Annotated in this window: 18 protein-coding genes; 14 read left to right on the top strand and 4 right to left on the bottom strand. The window is 66.9% G+C overall.

The annotated features are described in order from the left end of the window. Positions 1-2 precede the first annotated feature (2 nt). Entirely contained in the window at positions 3-908 is a 906-nt protein-coding gene (gene gnd, locus ISN75_RS09740) for a phosphogluconate dehydrogenase (NAD(+)-dependent, decarboxylating) (protein WP_343821275.1), read from the bottom strand. 97 nt (positions 909-1,005) lie between these two features. Between gnd and ISN75_RS09745 the strand changes: the two genes are divergently transcribed. Both ISN75_RS09745 and ISN75_RS09750 read left to right on the top strand, forming a co-directional pair. Beyond that, positions 1,006-1,242 (top strand): hypothetical protein, encoded by a 237-nt coding sequence (locus tag ISN75_RS09745; RefSeq protein WP_343821273.1) that lies wholly within the window; start codon positions 1,006-1,008, stop codon positions 1,240-1,242. A gap of 121 nt (positions 1,243-1,363) precedes the next feature. After that, positions 1,364-2,551, top strand: a complete 1,188-nt coding sequence (locus ISN75_RS09750; protein ID WP_343821271.1) for an acyltransferase — start codon at positions 1,364-1,366, stop codon at positions 2,549-2,551. On the opposite strand, the gene ISN75_RS09755 is transcribed toward ISN75_RS09750, so the two are convergent. The 3 genes from ISN75_RS09755 to ISN75_RS09765 all read right to left on the bottom strand — a co-directional run bounded on the left by ISN75_RS09755 (position 2,523) and on the right by ISN75_RS09765 (position 4,541). Next, positions 2,523-3,191, bottom strand: coding sequence for a DoxX family protein (locus ISN75_RS09755; RefSeq protein WP_343821270.1), 669 nt, complete (start codon positions 3,189-3,191; stop codon positions 2,523-2,525). The genes ISN75_RS09750 and ISN75_RS09755 overlap by 29 nt on opposite strands. Positions 3,192-3,344: 153 nt before the next feature. Then, positions 3,345-3,542 (bottom strand): hypothetical protein, encoded by a 198-nt coding sequence (locus ISN75_RS09760; RefSeq protein ID WP_167257453.1) that lies wholly within the window; start codon positions 3,540-3,542, stop codon positions 3,345-3,347. 105 nt (positions 3,543-3,647) lie between these two features. Continuing rightward, positions 3,648-4,541: an AraC family transcriptional regulator gene (locus tag ISN75_RS09765; protein WP_343821268.1), complete on the bottom strand. Its 894-nt coding sequence runs from the start codon at positions 4,539-4,541 to the stop codon at positions 3,648-3,650. Between the two features lie 162 nt (positions 4,542-4,703). On the opposite strand from ISN75_RS09765, the gene ISN75_RS09770 reads away from it, so the two are divergent. From ISN75_RS09770 to ISN75_RS09825, 12 genes are all read left to right on the top strand, one after another. Further along, positions 4,704-5,474 carry an SDR family NAD(P)-dependent oxidoreductase gene (locus tag ISN75_RS09770; protein WP_343821266.1) on the top strand — a complete coding sequence of 257 codons (771 nt, stop codon included), beginning with the start codon at positions 4,704-4,706 and terminating at the stop codon, positions 5,472-5,474. Positions 5,475-5,593: 119 nt separating this feature from the next. Further along, positions 5,594-6,766 carry a class C beta-lactamase gene (gene ampC, locus ISN75_RS09775; RefSeq protein ID WP_343821264.1) on the top strand — a complete coding sequence of 391 codons (1,173 nt, stop codon included), beginning with the start codon at positions 5,594-5,596 and terminating at the stop codon, positions 6,764-6,766. Positions 6,767-6,912: 146 nt separating this feature from the next. Beyond that, complete coding sequence (locus tag ISN75_RS09780; RefSeq protein WP_168647527.1) at positions 6,913-7,602, top strand: STN domain-containing protein; 690 nt, start codon at positions 6,913-6,915, stop codon at positions 7,600-7,602. 7 nt (positions 7,603-7,609) lie between these two features. Continuing rightward, the gene (locus ISN75_RS09785; protein WP_168647526.1) at positions 7,610-8,152 is read left to right on the top strand and encodes an RNA polymerase sigma factor; all 543 of its coding nucleotides are present in this window, start codon (positions 7,610-7,612) and stop codon (positions 8,150-8,152) included. A 5-nt stretch (positions 8,153-8,157) separates the two neighbouring features. After that, a complete protein-coding gene (locus ISN75_RS09790) occupies positions 8,158-9,129 on the top strand; it encodes a FecR family protein (protein ID WP_168647525.1) in 972 nt (323 codons plus the stop codon). 863 nt (positions 9,130-9,992) lie between these two features. Further along, positions 9,993-11,591: a ShlB/FhaC/HecB family hemolysin secretion/activation protein gene (locus tag ISN75_RS09795; protein ID WP_343821261.1), complete on the top strand. Its 1,599-nt coding sequence runs from the start codon at positions 9,993-9,995 to the stop codon at positions 11,589-11,591. Between the two features lie 50 nt (positions 11,592-11,641). Further along, positions 11,642-13,432, top strand: coding sequence for a DUF2341 domain-containing protein (locus tag ISN75_RS09800; protein WP_343821259.1), 1,791 nt, complete (start codon positions 11,642-11,644; stop codon positions 13,430-13,432). A 14-nt stretch (positions 13,433-13,446) separates the two neighbouring features. Beyond that, complete coding sequence (locus tag ISN75_RS09805; protein ID WP_167257445.1) at positions 13,447-13,854, top strand: ExbD/TolR family protein; 408 nt, start codon at positions 13,447-13,449, stop codon at positions 13,852-13,854. A 2-nt stretch (positions 13,855-13,856) separates the two neighbouring features. After that, a complete protein-coding gene (locus ISN75_RS09810; protein ID WP_343821257.1) occupies positions 13,857-14,519 on the top strand; it encodes a TonB family protein in 663 nt (220 codons plus the stop codon). Between the two features lie 29 nt (positions 14,520-14,548). Further along, the gene (locus tag ISN75_RS09815; RefSeq protein ID WP_343821255.1) at positions 14,549-16,288 is read left to right on the top strand and encodes a putative porin; all 1,740 of its coding nucleotides are present in this window, start codon (positions 14,549-14,551) and stop codon (positions 16,286-16,288) included. A gap of 11 nt (positions 16,289-16,299) precedes the next feature. Further along, the gene (locus ISN75_RS09820; protein WP_343821253.1) at positions 16,300-16,917 is read left to right on the top strand and encodes a hypothetical protein; all 618 of its coding nucleotides are present in this window, start codon (positions 16,300-16,302) and stop codon (positions 16,915-16,917) included. Further along, positions 16,914-17,264 carry a hypothetical protein gene (locus tag ISN75_RS09825; RefSeq protein WP_343821251.1) on the top strand — a complete coding sequence of 117 codons (351 nt, stop codon included), beginning with the start codon at positions 16,914-16,916 and terminating at the stop codon, positions 17,262-17,264. Before ISN75_RS09820 ends, ISN75_RS09825 begins: the two co-directional genes overlap by 4 nt. The last annotated feature ends 64 nt before the right edge of the window (positions 17,265-17,328 follow it).

A 17,328-nucleotide genomic window follows, 5' to 3' on the forward strand; every position in this document is an offset into this window, starting at 1 on the left:
GCTTATTCCTTGGTGATGGCGTGCCCACCGAACTCGTTGCGCATCGAGGCCAGCAGCTTGTCGGCGAAAGATTCCTTGTCGCGCGAACGCAGGCGTTCGATCAGCGACTGCGCGATCACCGGCACGGGCACATTGAGCTCGATCGCCTCGTCCACCGTCCAGCGGCCTTCGCCGGAATCCGGCACGTACGGCGCGATGCCGGCCATCTCCGGGTTCTTGCCCAGCGCGTCGGCGGTGAGGTCGAGCAGCCAGGAACGCACCACGCTGCCGTGGCGCCAGATCTCGGCGATCCGGTGCAGGTCGAGCGCGAATTCGGCCTTGTGCTTGAGGATCGAGAAGCCTTCGGCATACGCCTGCATCAGGCCGTACTCGATGCCGTTGTGGACCATCTTGGTGTAGTGGCCGGCACCGACCGGCCCGACGCGCGCCCAGCCACGATCGGGCGCCGGCGCAAGCGTCTCGAAAACAGGACGCAAGCGCTCGACCGCCGCTTCGTCGCCGCCGATCATCAGGCTGTAGCCCTCGTCCAGGCCCCAGATGCCGCCGCTGGTGCCGCTGTCGACATAGGCGATGCCGTGCTCGGCGAAGCGCTTCGCGCGGCGCTGGGTGTCCTTGTAATAGGAGTTGCCGCCGTCGATCACGGTGTCGCCCGCGGCGAGCAGCGGCAGCAGCGTATCGAGACTGGCATCCGTGGGATCGCCCGCCGGCACCATCAGCCACAGCGCGCGCGGCGCGGGCAGGGCGGCGACCAGTGCGGCCAGCGATTCCGCCGAGGCGGCGCCCTTGTCTTCGAGCGCCTTGCGCGCAGCCGGTTGCGGATCGAAGCCGACGATGGCGTGGCCGCCGCGCATCAGCCGCTGCGCCATATTGGCGCCCATCCTGCCCAGGCCGATCATGCCGAGTTTCATGGTGGGTTCCTCGCGTGGGTTGTCATGGCAGAGCGGCATGATGAACCATCGGAGCAGCCGGCGACATGTATTCGCCGCGAAAACCGAGGACGCTCCCATGGCCGAACGTTCGCAACAACCTGTGTCACCTGGTTTCGTCGTGCTGAAGCAGACCGCTGCGGGGCAGTGGCAGCTGCTGGGCAAAGCGAGGCGCAAGCCTGGTCTCACGGCACAGGCCGCGCGCACGCACGCGATCATGGAGGCGACGGGCGGCAAGGCGAAGGCGGGGGAAATCTATGCCGCGGTACTGCGCAGCGAATGGCTGGTTGCGCAGAAGTGGAGTCCGCCGGCTTAGGCGCTCGCGTACTTTTCCGGCTTCTCTCGTCTCGATGGAGAAGGGCGGTTGATGGAAGGCGGCCTCGCGGCACGATAATCTGCCGTCTCACCGCTATCCTCCTCTTTCCACCGCGAGCCCCATGACCGCCACGCCGCGCAACGTAGCCCTGGATCGACTGCGTTCCTTCGTCACGCTCCTGGTGCTGCTGCATCACAGCCTGCTCGCCTATCACCCCTATGCGCCGCCGGCGGCTCCGTTCAACGCGCCGGCCTTGCTTTGGACGGCCTTCCCGGTGGTGGACAGCGTGCGCCTGCCCGGCGCGGAGTGGGTGGTCGGCTTCAACGACGTGTTCTTCATGGCGCTGATGTTCCTGGTCTCCGGCCTGTTCGTGTGGCCTGCGCTGGCGCGCCGCGGCACCGTGGATTTCATCGGCGAGCGGCTGCTGCGCCTTGCGGTGCCCTTCATGTATGCCGCCGCCGTGCTCGCGCCGCTGGCGTATTACCCGGCCTGGCGGATAAGCGGTGGCGGCGGTGGCGGCCTGGGGGTGCTGGCGTTTCTGCAGGACTGGATGCGCTTGAGCGTGTGGCCGGCGGGGCCGGCCTGGTTTCTCTGGGTCTTGCTGGTGTTCGGTGTGCTTGCTGCGGGCGTGTATGCGCTTGCGCCGAAAGCCGGCGCGGCGCTCGGGCGCCGGCTGACAGGGCAGAAGCCGATCGTGCTGTTCGGTGTGTTGGCGGGCCTTTCGGCGCTGGTCTATCTGCCAGCGACGCATACGGTGGATCCGCAGGCCTGGCTCAGTTTCGGCCCGTTCTTCGTGCAGATCAGCCGCGCGCCAATCTATGCGCTGTACTTCGTAGTGGGCATCGGCATGGGTGCCATGACGTTCGAGCAAGGGCTGCTCGCGCCGGATGGCCCGCTGGCGCGGCAATGGCGGGATTGGCTGGTTTCGGCGCCGGTGGTGTACGTGCTGCTGGTGGCCATTCAGATGGGCCTGGCCAAGGCGCAGGGCGCGGGAGCGTCAACGGATATCTGGCGCATTGCGGAGAACCTCGCCTTCGTCGCCTCCTGCGCGGTGTCGTGCATCGCCTTCCTCGCGCTGTTCCTGCGTTTTTTCAAGCGCGGCGGCCGGATCGGCAACAGCTTGTCGCGCAATGCCTATGGCATCTATCTGGTGCACTACGTGTTCGTGACCTGGCTGCAGTGGACGCTGCTCGACTGGCCGCTGCCGGCGTTCGAAAAGGCGCTGATCGTCTTCGTGGGAGCCGTGCTGCTCAGCTGGCTGACCACGGCGATCCTGCGGCTTATCCCCGGAATCGCCCGCGTGCTTTGAGCCGCTGCGCCAGCAGCAGCACGCAGGCCGCGGCCAGCAGCATGCGCAGGGCATCGAGCGCATCGCCGAATGGATCGCCGTTGCGCACATGCGTGGCGATGGCGCCGAGCATCATCAGCACGAGCACCGCTGCCGCCACCGGGCGCAGGGGGCGCAGCAGCAGTGCAAAGGCGCACAGGCTTTCGACCGCCATCACCACGTACATCGACCACACCGGATAACCGGAAGCCTGGAAGAACTGCCGCATCTGTGCATCGGGCAGGGCCTTGCCGATCTCGAAGCCGATGAAGTTGAGCGCGACGTAAACCGATAGCGCCGCGGCCAGCCTGGCGGCAGCCTGCGTGCCGTAGGACCGCTGCCTGGCCGCATCGACCGTCGCCACCGCCGCCATGCCCACCAGCCACGGGCCGAGTGACACGGTGCCGCTCGTCAGTTGGCGCAGGAGGTTCTTCACCGCATCCGGCACCACCGGCAACAGCGCCACGCCGGCCAGCCATGCCAGGCCCAGAAGCAGGCACGCGCCCACCACGATGGCCGACAGCGTCCGCCGCCCTTGCGTACGGATGGGTAGGAGAAGAATGCCCAGGGCGAGCAGCGCCGCGATCCCCGCATGCGCCAGAAAGACCGAGGTATCCGACATGGGCTGCGGGTTGCGTTGGGAAGGTGGGCGAGTCTACCCAGGCTTCACCGCCGGCCCGCCCGTGCCGGAAGTCCCGTGGGACGCGGCCTGGGGCGGGGCGGCCCTATGCGCGGAAGAGAGAACCCGGAAACCGGGTGTCCCGGAGTGGCAGGGTTACTTCCGGGTGCCCGGACGCTTGACGTCCGGCTTGGACGGCGCTTCGCCGGTATGGTTCGGGTCGCGGTCGTAGTGGTTGGACTTGGTATAGCTCTTCACTTTCTCGCCCACCGGGGCTTTTTTCTTGTCCACCGGCTTGCTCGCGTAGGCAGAGTGGATTTCGGCTAGCGAGATGTCTTTCGGGGGCTGGTTCATCGCAGTCTCCGCGGGCGGGAAAGATTCACCGTACACCTACTGCCCCCGAGAAGCGAATGCGGGAGGTCATTTCACTCGTTTTTCACGAGAGGCCGGTGCCGCGCCTCAAGCTACCGCCGTGCTCAAAGCCACCACATCCCGCCGCGGCGGCGCGCCGAACATCCGGGCGTATTCGCGGCTGAACTGCGAAGGGCTTTCGTAGCCCACGCGGTAGGCCGCCGATTCCGCGTTCGCTGCGCCCGCCATCATCAGATCGCGCGCTTCCAGCAGGCGCAGCTGCTTCTGGTACTGCAGCGGCGTCATCGCCGTAAGCGCCTTGAACTGGCGATGGAAGGCCGATGGGCTGAGGCGGGCAATCGCAGCCAGCTCGTCGATGCGCACCGGTTTGCGGAACTGGTCGCGCAGGCGGTGCAGGGCTTTCATCATGCGCTGGGTATGTCCGGAGCCGAGCACCACATCGGCAATCTCCCCTCCATGCGGCCCGGCCAGCAGCCAGTAGCAGAGTTCGCGCTTGATCATCGGCGCCAGCACCGCAATCGCGTCCGGCGTGTCGAGCAGGCGCGCCAGGCGCAGCACGCATTCGGTAGTGGGGCCGGTGAAGTCGGCAACGAAGATGCCACGCTGCGCGCTGCCCGACAGCGGTGGCGGCGCCGGCATGCTCTCCAGCATCTCGCGCATCGCGGCGGGATCGAACTCGATCACCACGCACAGATAAGGCTCCGCCGGACTGGCGCGCGTGACGCGGCTGAGGCCCGGCATGTGCACGCTGACCACCAGCGCCTGTCCGGCGCTGTAGTCGTAGCGCCGGCCACCGAAGATGCTGCACTTGGCGCCTTGCACCACCACGCACAGCACCCGCTGCGATACCAGGTGCGTGGGGTGCTGCTGCCGTCGATCGGCGCGGATGAACGAAACGCCTTTGATCGGCGTTTCGTGGAAGCCTTCGCCGCCACGCCCGCCGGTATGGCGCTTGACGATATCGACCAGCGTGTCAGCCATGGCGCAATCCCCGGTATGCATGCAATGGATGCTAGCGCCATTCGCGCCCCCGGCAACGGGGCCTGAGCAGGATCGGGCAAGAACACGGCCGGTTCCGGCATTCGATGCGGCGCTGGCGGCGCCTAAGCTTGCCGCCGTTTTCCTCCTCCCCGCAGGTCTGCCATGAATACCAGCGTCACCGGAAACAAGATCGCCATCGTCACCGGCGGAAGCCGTGGCCTCGGTCGCAACACCGTGCTGCACCTCGCGCGCCGCGGCGTGGACAGCGTCTTTACCTACCGCGCCAACCAGGCGGAGGCCGCCGAGGTAACCCGGCTCGCCGCCGAAGCCGGACGCAAAGCCATCGCCTTGCAGCTCGACACCGGCGATACCGCGCAGTTCGACGGCTTCGTCGGCGAGGTGCGCAAGGCGCTGGCCGCGCTGGGTGCGGAGCGCTTCGACTACCTGGTCAACAACGCCGGCACCTCGCACCACGCGCCGATCGCTGAGACCACGGAAGAAGACATGGACAGCCTGTACCGCGTGCACTTCAAGGGCGTGTTCTTCCTCACCCAGAAACTGCTGCCGCTGATCAACGACGGCGGCCGTATCGTCAACATCTCCAGCGGCCTGACCCGCTTTTCGTTCCCCGGCAGCGCGCCGTATGCCTCGATGAAGGGCGCGGTCGAAGTGCTGACGCGCTATCTGGCCACGGAGCTGGGCCCGCGCGGCATTGCCGTCAACACGGTGGCGCCCGGCGCGGTGGAAACCGATTTCAGCGGCGGCATGGTGCGCGACAATCCCGAGATCAACCGTCGCGTGGCGGAATCTACCGCGCTTGGACGCCCCGGCCTGCCGGACGATATCGGCCCGATGATCGCCTCGCTGCTGATGGAGGACAATCGCTGGGTCAATGCGCAGCGCATCGAGGTATCCGGCGGCATGCTGATCTGAGGCAGCCTCCCCGGTTGGCATCGGCGAGGCGCTTGCCCGCCGATTGCCAGGATTTCGCCCGATGGCGGTGCAGCGAGGCTTTTACTATCCCGCACCGCTATCGGATCGGAGCCATTACCTTGCCGTCTTTTTTCGCCAGCTTCTGCACCGCCGGCCTGCTGCTGGCCGCAGGTTCCGTCCACGCCGCCACCCAACCGGACTTCGACAGCGAACTGCGCCGCATCGCCGATACTTTCATGCGCGACAACCACATCCCCGGCATGGCCATCGCCATCACCGTGGACGGCAAGGAGTGCTACTACAACTTCGGCGTGGCATCGAAGCAGAGCAAGCGGAAGGTGAGCAGCGACACGCTGTTCGAGCTGGGTTCGATCAGCAAGACCTTTATCGCGACGCTGGCCACTTATGCGCAGGCCGAAGGCAAGCTGTCGCTCGATAATCAAGTCGAGGATTACCTGCCGGAATTTAAAGGCAAGCCGTTCGGCAAGGTCGCGCTGTTCGACCTGGGTACGCACACTGCCGGAGGTTTTCCGCTGCAGGTGCCTGACGAAGTGGGCAATCATCGGCAACTCATCGATTGGCTGAAAGCGTGGCAACCGCGCTACCCGGAAGGCACCAGGCGCAGCTATTCCAATCCGAGCATCGGCATGCTCGGCCTGATCACCGCCGGCCGGATGGGCCAGCACTATGCCGACGCGGTCGAGCACACGCTGCTGCCCAAGCTGGGTCTGGCCGATACCTTTATCCGCATACCGGCTGACAAAAAGGCCGATTACGCGCAGGGCTACAACGGCGACGACAGCCCCGTGCACGTCAACCCCGGTGTGCTTGGCGACGAAGCATACGGCGTGATCTCCAGCGCGAAAGACCTGCTGCATTACGTCCACGTGCAGCTTGGCGAAACGCCGGTCGATGCGCTCATCCGCCGCGCCATCGCAGACACCCGCATCGCCTACTACCGGAGCGGCCCCATGATCCAGGACCTGGCCTGGGAGCAGTACCCCTATCCCGTCACCCGCGACGACCTGCTGCGCGGCAATAGCAGCCGGATGATCCGCGAAGACCAGCCCGTGACCGCGATCAAGCCCCCGCATCCGCCCACTGACGCCGTGCTGGTGAACAAGACCGGCGCCACCAACGGCTTCGGCGCCTACATCGCCTTCGTGCCGGCGAAGAAGCTGGGGCTGGTGATCCTCACCAATCGCAGCCATCCGACTGAGGCGAGGGTGGAGTTTGCGTATGAGGTGTTGAAGATGATGGATCCGGATGGGTTGGGCGGAGCCACGCACTGATCGAAGCACAACGGTGAACCGGGCCTTGCCTTACGCCACAGTTACAGAACTGACACAACCCACTGCTAGCCTCCCAAAACGTGTAGCCGATGTATAAAGCCTCACCCGGCGCGAGGTCGGGCCGACCGGCGATCCGGAGACGGTCTATGAAGTACGCCTGGTGGGTGCTGTTGGCAGCGTGTGGGTTTTGTGGGGGGGCGGGCCATGCCGTGGAGCAGCAGGTGGCGGACGTGGGGCCGGCCGACGATGCGCGCGGGCGCTGGTCTTTCGACATCGGTCCGCAGCCTTTGAGTAGCGCGGTGAGGGCATTCAGCGACGTGACGGGACAGGCCTTGCTGGTTGACGAGCGCCTGCTGGTGGGGCGTGTGTCCCCCGGCGTGCGCGGGGAATTCACGCCGGAGGACGCGTTGCGTCGGCTGCTGGCGGGCACGGGGCTGCGCGAGCGCTACACCTCGGACAAGGCTTTTACCTTGATGCCCGCGGTGGACACCGACATAGGCATCGCCAACATGGCGCCGTCCGCTGCACCCGCGGAAACCGCCGACACCGTCGTCGCCAGCTACGGCGCCGCCTTGCAGACCGCGGTGGAAGCCGCGCTCTGCCGCACGTCGCTCACGCGCCCGGGCGAATATCGCCTCGCCCTGCAGGTCTGGGTCGACGGCTCCGGCCAGTTGTATCGCCTGCGCCTGCTCGGCAGCACGGGGCGCGAAGAGCGCGACAAGGCAGTGGAGTCGATCCTTGGCGGTTTGCATGTCGATCCGCCGCCGCCTGGCCTGGCCCAGCCGCTCACATTGTTGCTGCTGCCCGCCGGCGCCTCGCGTCCGGCGCACTGCTGAGTTGGCGATGTCGACCTCGCTGTCGCTGATGGGCCTGTTCCTGGAATGGCAACCGGAGCTGCGCAAGCGGTTGCGCCGGCGGTTGGGCTCGGACGAACTGGTCAACGACGTATTGCAGGAAACCTATCTGCGCGTGGAGCGCCTGGGCGACAGCTCGCCGGTCTCGCACAACCCGGCCGGCTATCTGTTCCGCATGGCGCTCAACGTGGCGGCCGACCAGCGCCAGGCCGAATCGCGCTACCTCACCGGCGAAGAGGTCGAAGACCTGCTGCACATCGCCGACGAGGCGCTGGACCCGGCGCGCATCGCCCATGCCCGCATCGAGATCGCCGCGCTGGAGCATGCCATGGGCGAGCTCACCCTGCGCCAGCGCGAGATTCTGATCGCCGCCCGGGTGGACGACCTGCCGCAGCAGGAAATCGCCGACCGTTTCCGCATTTCGGTGCGCATGGTGGGCAAGGAACTGAAGAGGGCCCTGGAGCATTGCGGCGAGCGCCTGGATCGCCGCGTGGTGCAACGGTTCGGTCCCGGGGCCGGAAAAGCGTCTTGAAGGGTATGGAACCGAATTCCGCCAGCCTGAGCCACGATTCGCCGCTGCACCGCGAGGCGCGCGACTGGCTGCTGCTGCTCAAATCCGGCCGCGCCACGGCTGCGGATGCCCAGGGTTTTCGCCACTGGGTGGCGCAGAGCGTGGCGCATGCGCGTGCGTTCGCCGAGACGCGGTTGATGTGGGAGCGGCTGGGTGCCGCGTCGGCCCATGTGGCTCAGCGCGAGCGGGCGCCTGCGGTGGCGCCGCGGCGCATGACGCGGCGCGCTTTTCTGGGCGGGGCGGTGGCGGCTTCCGCTGCGGCGTTGCTGCTGGCGCAGCCGCCGTTCCGGCTGTGGCCCGGTATCTCCGATATGGCGGCGGATTTCCGCACTGCGACCGGTGAACAGCGTTCGGTGCAGGTTGCGCCTGGGGTCACGGTGGAGATGAATACGCAGACTGCGTTCAATCTGCGCAAGGTGGATGACCAGTTGGCCGGCATCGAATTGCTGGATGGAGAGATTCAGCTGCAGCTGGCTGAGGGCGCCGGGAATTTTACGGTGTGGGCGGCGAAGGGTGGCCTGCTGGCCAAGCCGGGGTCGCAGTGCAATGTGCGTTGCCTTGGGGGCGACGTGGAGGTCACCGCACTGGATGGCTCGGTGCGCGTTGACTACCGTGGGCAGAGTGAGGCGCTCGGTGCTGCGCAGCGGGCCAGTTACGGTGAGCGTGAACTGACGCCGCCGGCGTCGGCGGATCTTGAGCAGGCGATGGCTTGGCGGCGGCGGGTGTTGGTGTTTGATAACCGGCCGTTGTCGTATGTGGTGGCGGAGATTAATCGCTATCGGCCGGGGAGGTTGGTGTTGACCAACGATGTGTTGGGGGCGCGGATGGTGCATGCGCGGTTTTCGCTTAATCAGCTGGCGGATGTTGCGACGTTGATTCGGGAGGCCTTCGGCGCTCGAGTGACGGAGTTGCCGGGGGGCATCGTTCTCCTGAGTTGATGGGCGCTTGCGCTCTTAGGTTCGGCATCCCGGCGTGGGCCGGGATCCAGTAACGGTATCGTTTGATTTTCGCGGTGACGCGAACTGGCCGCTTATGCAGCGGGCATTTCGGACGCCTGCCGGCGCCCGAGTCACTTTCTCTTTGCTGGCTCAAAGAGAAAGTAACCAAAGAGAAATAGCCTAAGAGCAACGGCTCGCGACGCGACTAGAAGGAGCAGTGGGCGGCTGCGGTAACTTGATTAACCTGGGTCTACACGAAACGGCAGTGCGTTTACGTAACGCGTGCTTCAACGTGCCGTTGCCGAGAGGACGTTCAAGAACTGCGGCCAGCTTCTGCTCTTTGCCCCTGCCTACCTCACGACATCACCCCTCTCCCCTCCGGGGAGAGGGCAGGGTGAGGGGTCGGGCGGAGCGTCGCGTGGGGTCTTGCCTCATGTGCAAAAGCTCCCGCTTGCTCTTCTTTGCCGCGTGAATTCCACGTCCAGCATGTCCATCCATATGACATTCCCATGTCATTGCTGGCCGCAAACAAGCCGAAACATCCTCCGTCATGAATTTTTCGTGACGCAGGTTCAGTTCCCTCGGAAGGGTTCCGTCTAAGGGCAAAGGAAGGCGGTACGGGCTGGGATGCCCACCGGAATTTCTTCGCCCGGTGCGCTTGTGGGTGTGCCGGAAATCTCGATCGGGCTATGGGCGCGGCTGGTGTGGCGCGCCCCGGGGGATGGTGTGCGTTTCATTGTCAAAGCGGTTCGGCCGTATGGACGGCCCGCATGCATGGGTGGCCTTGGATCGGACATGTGGCTGTCGCGAGGCGGTTATGCGTCGGCGCTTAGCTACGGGGACATCAGGAAAGGGACGACCGCATGGACCGGAGCGTCGCGATGAAGGGCCGCCGGCCGCTGGCTCTCGCCGTCATGCTGGCGCTGGCCTTGAGCACGGCGCAGGCGCAGCAGGCCGCCGCCCCGGCGCAGGAAGCGCCGCAGCGCTTCGACGTCAACGAATACCTGGTGCGCGGCAATACGCTGCTGCAGGCGGTGGAGATCGAGCAGGCGGTGGAGCCGTTCCTGGGGCCGGGACGCAGCCTGGACGACGTGCACGGTGCGCGCGACGCGCTGCAGAAGATCTACCAGGCCAGGGGCTACCAGTCGGTCACGGTGGAAGTGCCGCCGCAGCAGGTACGCGGCGGCGTACTGCTGCTGAAGGTCACCGAGAACAGCATCGGCCGCGTGCGCGTGGAAGGTTCGCGCTACCACTCGCCGCAGGCTATCCGCGAAGCGGTGCCGGCGCTGGCCGAAGGCGCGGTGCCGAACTTCAACCAGGCACAGGAACAGCTCGCGCAGGTGAACCGCCAGCCGGGCCGGCAGGTGGTGCCGCTGCTGAAGCCCGGCAGCCTGCCGCAGACCATGGACGTCACGCTGAAGGTGGAAGACAGCTATCCGCTGCACGCCAGCCTTGAGGTCAACAACGACCACAGCGCCGACACGCCCGCGCTGCGCACCGTCGGCAACGTGCGCTACGACAATCTGTGGCAGCTGGGCCATACCGTTTCCGCCACCTACATCGTGGCGCCGCAGGATCGCCACGCCGTCGAGGTGTATGCGCTGTCCTACCTGGCGCCGCTCGACAGCCAATGGAGCCTGCTCGGCTCCGGCTACAAGTCCAACAGCAATGCCAACACGCTCGGCGGCACCACGGTGCTGGGCAAGGGCAATGCGGTGAGCCTGCAGGCGATCCGCAACCTGCCGACCCTGGGCGACTACAGCCAGTCGTTCTCGCTCAGCGTGGCGCGCAAGCATTTCGACCAGCGCCTGACCGTGGGCGAACAGCAGCAGGCGGTGCCGATCACCTACTACCCGCTGACGGTGGCCTATACCGGCCAGCGCACGCGCGACAGCTCCTCGCTGGGCCTGTCCATCGCCGGCAACTTCGGCGTGCGCGGCGCCGGCAGCGGGCGTCTCGAATTCGACAACCAGCGCTACAACGCGCGGCAGAACTTTGCCTACCTGCGCGTGGATGCCAACTACACGCGCGCATTTGCCAACGGCTATGCGTTCGCCTTCCACGCCAGCGGGCAGCTGGCCGATTCGCCGCTGGTGTCCAGCGAGCAGTTCGCCGCCGGCGGCGCCAACAGCGTGCGCGGTTTCCTGTCGGCGGAAGACACCGGCGACAACGGCGGCTCGGCCACGGTGGAACTGCGCAGCCCGTCGGTGGCTTCGTGGTTCGGCAAGTACGTCAACGAGTGGCGCTTCCACTGGTTCGTCGACGGCTCGCGCATCCTGCTGATCGATCCGCTGCCGGAGCAGCGCGGCCGCTTCACCTTGCTCAGCACGGGCCTGGGTACGCGCTTCACCTTGTTCGACACCGTCAGCGGCGAACTGGAATACGCCTGGCCGCTCAAGGACGGCTCGCGCACGCGCGCCCACGACGGGCGCTGGCTGTTCAGCCTCAAGGCCGGGCTTTGAGGAGCGCGGCGATGACACGGCTTTCTTTTTCTTCTAGGGGTGCAACGACGATGCGTTACCTGATCCTTGCGTGGCTGCTGTGCCTGGCCTGCCTGCCGCGCCTCTCGCTGGCGGCCGAGTCGGCCTGGTGGAACGATGACTGGTCCTACCGCAAATCCATCACGCTGGACACCAGCCCCACCGGCGCGCCGTTGCCGCAGTCGCCGGGCCGCATGCCGGTGCTGATCCGCCTGCATCCGGGCAACTTCCAGTTCGACGGCGTGGCGAAGGACGGCGCGGACCTGCGTTTCATCGCCGCCGACGGCAAGACGCCGCTGAACTACCAGATCGACAGCTTCGATCCGGTGATGGGCGTGGGCCAGGTCTGGGTGGATGTGAGCGAACTGCCGGCCAATGCGAAGCAGACCATCTGGATGTATTACGGCAACCCCAAGGCCACCGCGCAGAGCAGCGGCCCGGCCGCGTTCGACGCCGACCACACCCTGGTCTACCACTTCGAGGAAGCCGCCGCGGGGGCGCCCAAGGACGCCACCGCCTACGGCAATCATGCGCAGTCGGGCAGCGTACAGCCGGTGGATGGCGGCATCGTCGGCAAGGCCGCGCGTTTCGACGGCAACCAGGTGGTGACATTGCCATCCAGCGCTTCGCTCAACGCAGCGGCCGGCAGCGCCTTCACCTTCAGCGCGTGGATCAAGCTGGACGCGCTGCCCACCACGCCCACCGCCATCTACGCGCGGCACCAGGACGGCCGCTCGGTGGTGATCGGCCTCAACGGCGGCGCGCCCTATGTGGAAGCGAACGCCGGGCAGGGCGCGCAGCGCAGCGGCGCGGGCGAGCCGCTCAAGGCCGGGCAGTGGACGCAGCTCGCCGTTACTTTCGACGCGCAGCAGGCCACGCTCTACGTCAACGGCCAGAAGTATTCGACGCTGGCTGGCGCGATGCCGGCGCTGGGTTCCGCCGCCACGCTGGGCGGCGATGCGGCCGGGCAGGGCGCGGCGCTGGCGAATTTCCTTGGCCTGATGGACGAAGTGCGCCTGTCGCGCGTAGCGCGCTCGGCGGCCGCGATCGGCGTCGACGCACTGTCGCAGGGCGCCGAATCGAAGCTGGTGCAGTACGGCGAGGACGAAAAGAAATCCGGCGCCGGCTTCGGCTACTTCGGCGTCATCATCAAGTCGGTCACGCTCGACGCCTGGGTGGTGATCGCCATCCTGCTGGTGATGGCGGCGATCTCCTGGATGGTGATGTGGCAGAAGGGCCGCTACGTCAGCAGCGTCACCAACGCCAACGACCGCTTCCTGGAGCGCTACCGCGACCTCGGCACCAACCTGCTCGGCATGGGCGACGAAGGCACGCCGCGCGACCTGGCCGACTCCTCGCTGTACCGCCTCTACGAAGTGGGCAAGAAGGAAGTGTGGCGCCGCAAGGACGCCAAGGGCCGCCTGGTGATCGCCACCGAATCGATCGAGGCGATCCGCGCGGTGATGGATTCCACCCTGGTGCGCGAGAACCAGAAGCTGTCGCGCTCGATGGTCATGCTCACCATCGCCATCTCCGGCGGCCCGTTCCTGGGCCTGCTCGGCACGGTGGTCGGCGTGATGATCACCTTCGCGGCGATCGCCGCCGCGGGCGACGTCAACGTCAACGCCATCGCGCCGGGCATTTCCGCCGCGCTGCTGGCCACGGTGGCCGGCCTGTTCGTCGCGATCCCGGCGCTGTTTGGCTACAACTATCTGCTGACGCGCAACAAGGCGGTCACCGCGAACATGCAGGTGTTCGTCGACGAGTTCGTCACCCGCCTGGCCGAACTGCACCGCGACGCCGACCTCGGCGCGGCGGCTTAAGGGAGGGCGCGGCCATGCAGGTACAGGACGACGACAAGCCCTACGACGACATCAACATCACGCCGATGCTGGATCTCGCCTACGTGCTGCTGGTGATCTTCATCATCATGACCACCGCCTCGGTGCAGGGCGTGAAAGTGAACCTGCCCAAGGCCAGCGCCTCGGTCAGCCTGGCCAAGCCGCAGACCAAGGCGATCACCGTGTCCGACAGCGGGCAGATCTTCCTCGACGCGTTCCCGGTGACCCTCGGCGAACTCGAAGCGCGGCTGCGCACGCAGAAGGCGCTGACGCCGGAATTCCCGATCATCGTCAAGGGCGACGCCAACGTGCAGTACCAGAAGGTGGTCGACATCCTCGACCTGCTGCGCCGGCTGGATCTCTCGCAGGTCGGCCTGGTCACCGGCAAGGCGCCGGGCGGTTGACGATGAACAAGTCCGGACCGAGTCCGAAACGCTGGCGCGGCCGCATCATCGGCATCGCCGCCGTGCTGCTGGCCGGCGCCCTGGTATGGCACTACGCCGGGCACCAGGTCGGCGTGCGGCGCGAGGCGCCGCGCGTGCCCACCATCACGCCATTGCCGCCGCCGCCACCGCCGCCGAAGGAAAAACCGCCGGAACCGAAGAAGCTGGAGGAGACCAGGCAGGAACTCCCCAAGCCGAACGAACCGGCCAAACCGGTGGAAGCGCCGAAGGCGCCGGACGTGGCGCGGCAGGTGACCATCAACGGCGCGGCGCAGGCCGGCAACGACAGCTTCAACATCGGCGCGGGCGACGGCGGTGGCATGGTCGGGGCCGGCGGCGGCAACGGCGTCGGCGGCTCCTCGTACGAGCAATACCTGGGCTATGCCTTGCAGCAGGCGATTCAGCGCGACGAGCGCACGCGGCGCCTGGTGTTCGAAGTGAAGGTCAGCCTGTGGATCGACCCCAGCGGCCGCATCACCCGCGCCGAAATGCTCGCGCCCAGCGGCGCGCCCGCCACCGACGAAGCGCTGCTCGAGGTGCTGCGCGGCCTGAGCATCGATAGCCCGCCGCCGCCGCGCCTGAGCATGCCGGTGCGCGCGTCCATCCGCGGCAGGCGACCTGTATGAGCACGCCATTCTTTTCTCTGGAGCAGATCATGGATGTTTCGAGGTTTTCCAAACAACGCGCACTGTGCCTGGCGATCGGCCTGCTGCTGGCCGGCGCCGCGCCGGCCGCGCTGGCGCAGAACGCCGCGCCGTCGCCCAACGCCACCATCAACCTGATCCGCCTGATGGTGAAGAAGGGCCTGATCACCCAGGCCGATGCCGACGGCCTGATCGCCGAGGCGAATGCCGAAGCCGCGCAGGCGCAGAAGGCGCAGGCCTCGTCCGCGCTGGCCGCGAACGACGGCGCGCAGCCCGGCGACGTGCGCGTGCCCTATGTGCCGCAGAGCGTGCGCAACGAGATCCGTGAGCAGGTCAAGCAGGAAGTGATCGCGCAGGCGCGCAGCGAGCACTGGGCGCAGCCGGATGCGCTGCCGGAATGGCTGGACCGCATCGCCTGGTCCGGCGACATCCGCGTGCGCGACGAGGGGCGCTACTTCAGCCGCAGCAACTCGCCGTACTTCATCGATTACGCCGCGCTCAACCGCGGCGGTCCGTTCGACGTCAACCAGATCGGCCGCGGCGTCAATCCGCCCATCGCCAACACCCAGCAGAACCGCCCGAACATCCTGTCGATCCAGGCGCACCTGGGCGTGGACGTGAAGCTGGGCGACACCATCACCGCCGGCATCCGCATCGGCTCGGGCAACGACAACAATCCGGTATCGACCACCCAGGCGCTGGGCGGCGGCCTGGCCAAGAAGAACCTGTGGCTGGACCGCGCCTGGCTGCGCTGGCAGCCGCTGGAATGGGGCGCGCTTACCGCGGGCCGCTTCGCCAACCCGTTCTTCGCCACCGACCTGATCTATTCGCCGGAGCTCAACTTCGACGGCATCGTCGGGCAGGGCCATTGGAAGCTGGCCAGCGATATCGAAGGCTTCGCCAATGCCGGCGTGTTCCCGATCCAGTACGCCGGCAACGACACGCCCAGCCAGGCCTTCGGCTACCAGAAGAACCGCAGCGACCAGAAGTGGCTGTCCGCGGTGCAGCTGGGCGCGCACTGGAAGATCGACGAGGACATGCAGTGGAGCGCCGCGCTGGCGTACTACTACTACGACAAGATGCGCGGCAGCCTGTCGCAGCCGTGCCCGATCTATACCGGCATCAATTTCTGCAGCACCGACGACGACGCGCCGCAGTACATGCAGAAGGGCAACTCGGTATTCCTGCTGCGCAACATCGTGCCGGATCCATCCTCGCCGGGTAACTACGCGCAGCCGCAGCTGGTCGGCCTGGCCTACGACTACCACCTGCTCAACCTCACCAGCCAGTTCGATTTCGCGGTGGGCAGCACGCCGGTACGCGTGCAGGCCGACTACGTGCGCAACATGTCCTACCACGCCAAGGACGCGTTCCAGCGCTATCCCAACGGCCTGGGCCAGCCGGTGAACAACTACGAGGCCAGCACCGCGGCCAACGAATCCGGCCCGTACAAGAGCGGCCCGGTGGGCTGGCTGCTGCGCGGCATCCTGGGCAATCCCAGCCCGATGAAGGCGCACGACTGGAATGTGGCGTTCGGCTACAAGTACCTGCAGCCGGATGCCGTGCTCGACGGCCTCACCGATCCCAACTTCCACCTCGGCGGCACCAATGCCAAGGGCTTTATCGTCAGCGCCGACTACGGCATCGCCGAGCGCACCTGGCTGACCGCGCGCTATTTCAACGCCAGGCAGGTATTCGGCCCGCCGCTGTCGATCGACGTGGTGCAGCTCGAGATCAACAGCAAGTTCTGATGGAGGCGACGATGAAGACCGTGATACGCACGGGCGTCGCCATGGCGGCGCTGATGCTGGCCCAGGGCGCGTTCGCGCAAAGTCTGGAAGAACAGCTGCGCACCCAGCTGCGCGACGCACGCAGCCAGCTGCAGGACCTGCAGGGGCAACAAGCCGCATGGCAGGCGCAGAAGGCGGGTATCGAGGGTGAGCGCGACCAGGCGCGCAAGGCGCTGGAACAGGCGCAGGCCGAGGTGGCGAAGCTGCGCGCTTTCGCCGGCGACGGCAAGGCGGTGGCCGCCGAACGCGGCGCCAGGCAGCAGGCCGAGACCGCCTTGCAGCAGGCGCGCAAGGACAACGCCGACGCGGTGGCGAAGCTGAAGGAGCAGCAGGGCCGCGACGGCGCGTTCCAGGCGCAGCTGGACGAAGCGAAGCAATCGCTGGTCACCTGCGGCGCGCGCAACCAGAAGTTGTACGAGGTGGGGCAGGAGATCCTCGATGCCTATGTGCATATGGACATGGGCTCGGTGCTCGGCGCGCGCCAGCCGTTCGCCGCGTCGGCGCGGGTGAAGCTGGAGAACGCCGCGCAGGCCTATGGCGACCGCCTGTACGAGCAGCGCTACGTCGCGCCCGCGGGGCGGCAGCCGTGACGCGCCGGGCAGCCCGCGTGCTGGTCGCGTGGGGCTGCCTGATCGCGGGCCACGCGTGGGCGCAGCAGCAGGAAAGCTGCGTCGACGTCAGTGTCAATCAGCATGCGGCGCTGGCGTACGACTGTCTCAGCCGGCAGTTGAGTGGCGATGGCAGCAAGAAGGCGGCGCCGCCACCGCCATTGCTGGATGCGGTGAGCGGCGAGCCGTCGAATCGGCAGGTGGGGCAGTACAACGCGGCGGCGCTGGAACATCGCATGGGTTCCAGTCTTGGACACAGCGTGGTTCCGCAGCGGCCTGCGCCGACGTATCCGCAACTGATGCCGCCGGGAGCGACCGGTGGCCACTGACGATACCGGCGTAGGTTGGGGTGAGCCGCAGGCGAACCCCAACATCGTCACCTTCGGATGTCTC

Source organism: Dyella marensis (assembly GCF_049532885.1).
GTDB classification, from domain to species: domain Bacteria; phylum Pseudomonadota; class Gammaproteobacteria; order Xanthomonadales; family Rhodanobacteraceae; genus Dyella_D; species Dyella_D marensis.

What these genes read in the sequence shown, in the direction of transcription:
- ISN75_RS09815 (WP_343821255.1), top strand. Translation starts at nt 14,549, where the DNA reads ATGGATGTTTCGAGGTTTTCCAAACAACGCGCACTGTGCCTGGCGATC.
- ISN75_RS09785 (WP_168647526.1), top strand. Translation starts at nt 7,610, where the DNA reads ATGTCGACCTCGCTGTCGCTGATGGGCCTGTTCCTGGAATGGCAACCG.
- ISN75_RS09750 (WP_343821271.1), top strand. Translation starts at nt 1,364, where the DNA reads ATGACCGCCACGCCGCGCAACGTAGCCCTGGATCGACTGCGTTCCTTC.
- ISN75_RS09780 (WP_168647527.1), top strand. Translation starts at nt 6,913, where the DNA reads ATGAAGTACGCCTGGTGGGTGCTGTTGGCAGCGTGTGGGTTTTGTGGG.
- ISN75_RS09760 (WP_167257453.1), bottom strand. Translation starts at nt 3,542, where the DNA reads ATGAACCAGCCCCCGAAAGACATCTCGCTAGCCGAAATCCACTCTGCC.
- ISN75_RS09790 (WP_168647525.1), top strand. Translation starts at nt 8,158, where the DNA reads ATGGAACCGAATTCCGCCAGCCTGAGCCACGATTCGCCGCTGCACCGC.
- ISN75_RS09755 (WP_343821270.1), bottom strand. Translation starts at nt 3,191, where the DNA reads ATGTCGGATACCTCGGTCTTTCTGGCGCATGCGGGGATCGCGGCGCTG.
- gnd (WP_343821275.1), bottom strand. Translation starts at nt 908, where the DNA reads ATGAAACTCGGCATGATCGGCCTGGGCAGGATGGGCGCCAATATGGCG.
- ISN75_RS09795 (WP_343821261.1), top strand. Translation starts at nt 9,993, where the DNA reads ATGGACCGGAGCGTCGCGATGAAGGGCCGCCGGCCGCTGGCTCTCGCC.
- ISN75_RS09770 (WP_343821266.1), top strand. Translation starts at nt 4,704, where the DNA reads ATGAATACCAGCGTCACCGGAAACAAGATCGCCATCGTCACCGGCGGA.
- ISN75_RS09800 (WP_343821259.1), top strand. Translation starts at nt 11,642, where the DNA reads ATGCGTTACCTGATCCTTGCGTGGCTGCTGTGCCTGGCCTGCCTGCCG.
- ISN75_RS09805 (WP_167257445.1), top strand. Translation starts at nt 13,447, where the DNA reads ATGCAGGTACAGGACGACGACAAGCCCTACGACGACATCAACATCACG.
- ISN75_RS09810 (WP_343821257.1), top strand. Translation starts at nt 13,857, where the DNA reads ATGAACAAGTCCGGACCGAGTCCGAAACGCTGGCGCGGCCGCATCATC.
- ISN75_RS09765 (WP_343821268.1), bottom strand. Translation starts at nt 4,541, where the DNA reads ATGGCTGACACGCTGGTCGATATCGTCAAGCGCCATACCGGCGGGCGT.
- ISN75_RS09745 (WP_343821273.1), top strand. Translation starts at nt 1,006, where the DNA reads ATGGCCGAACGTTCGCAACAACCTGTGTCACCTGGTTTCGTCGTGCTG.
- ISN75_RS09820 (WP_343821253.1), top strand. Translation starts at nt 16,300, where the DNA reads ATGAAGACCGTGATACGCACGGGCGTCGCCATGGCGGCGCTGATGCTG.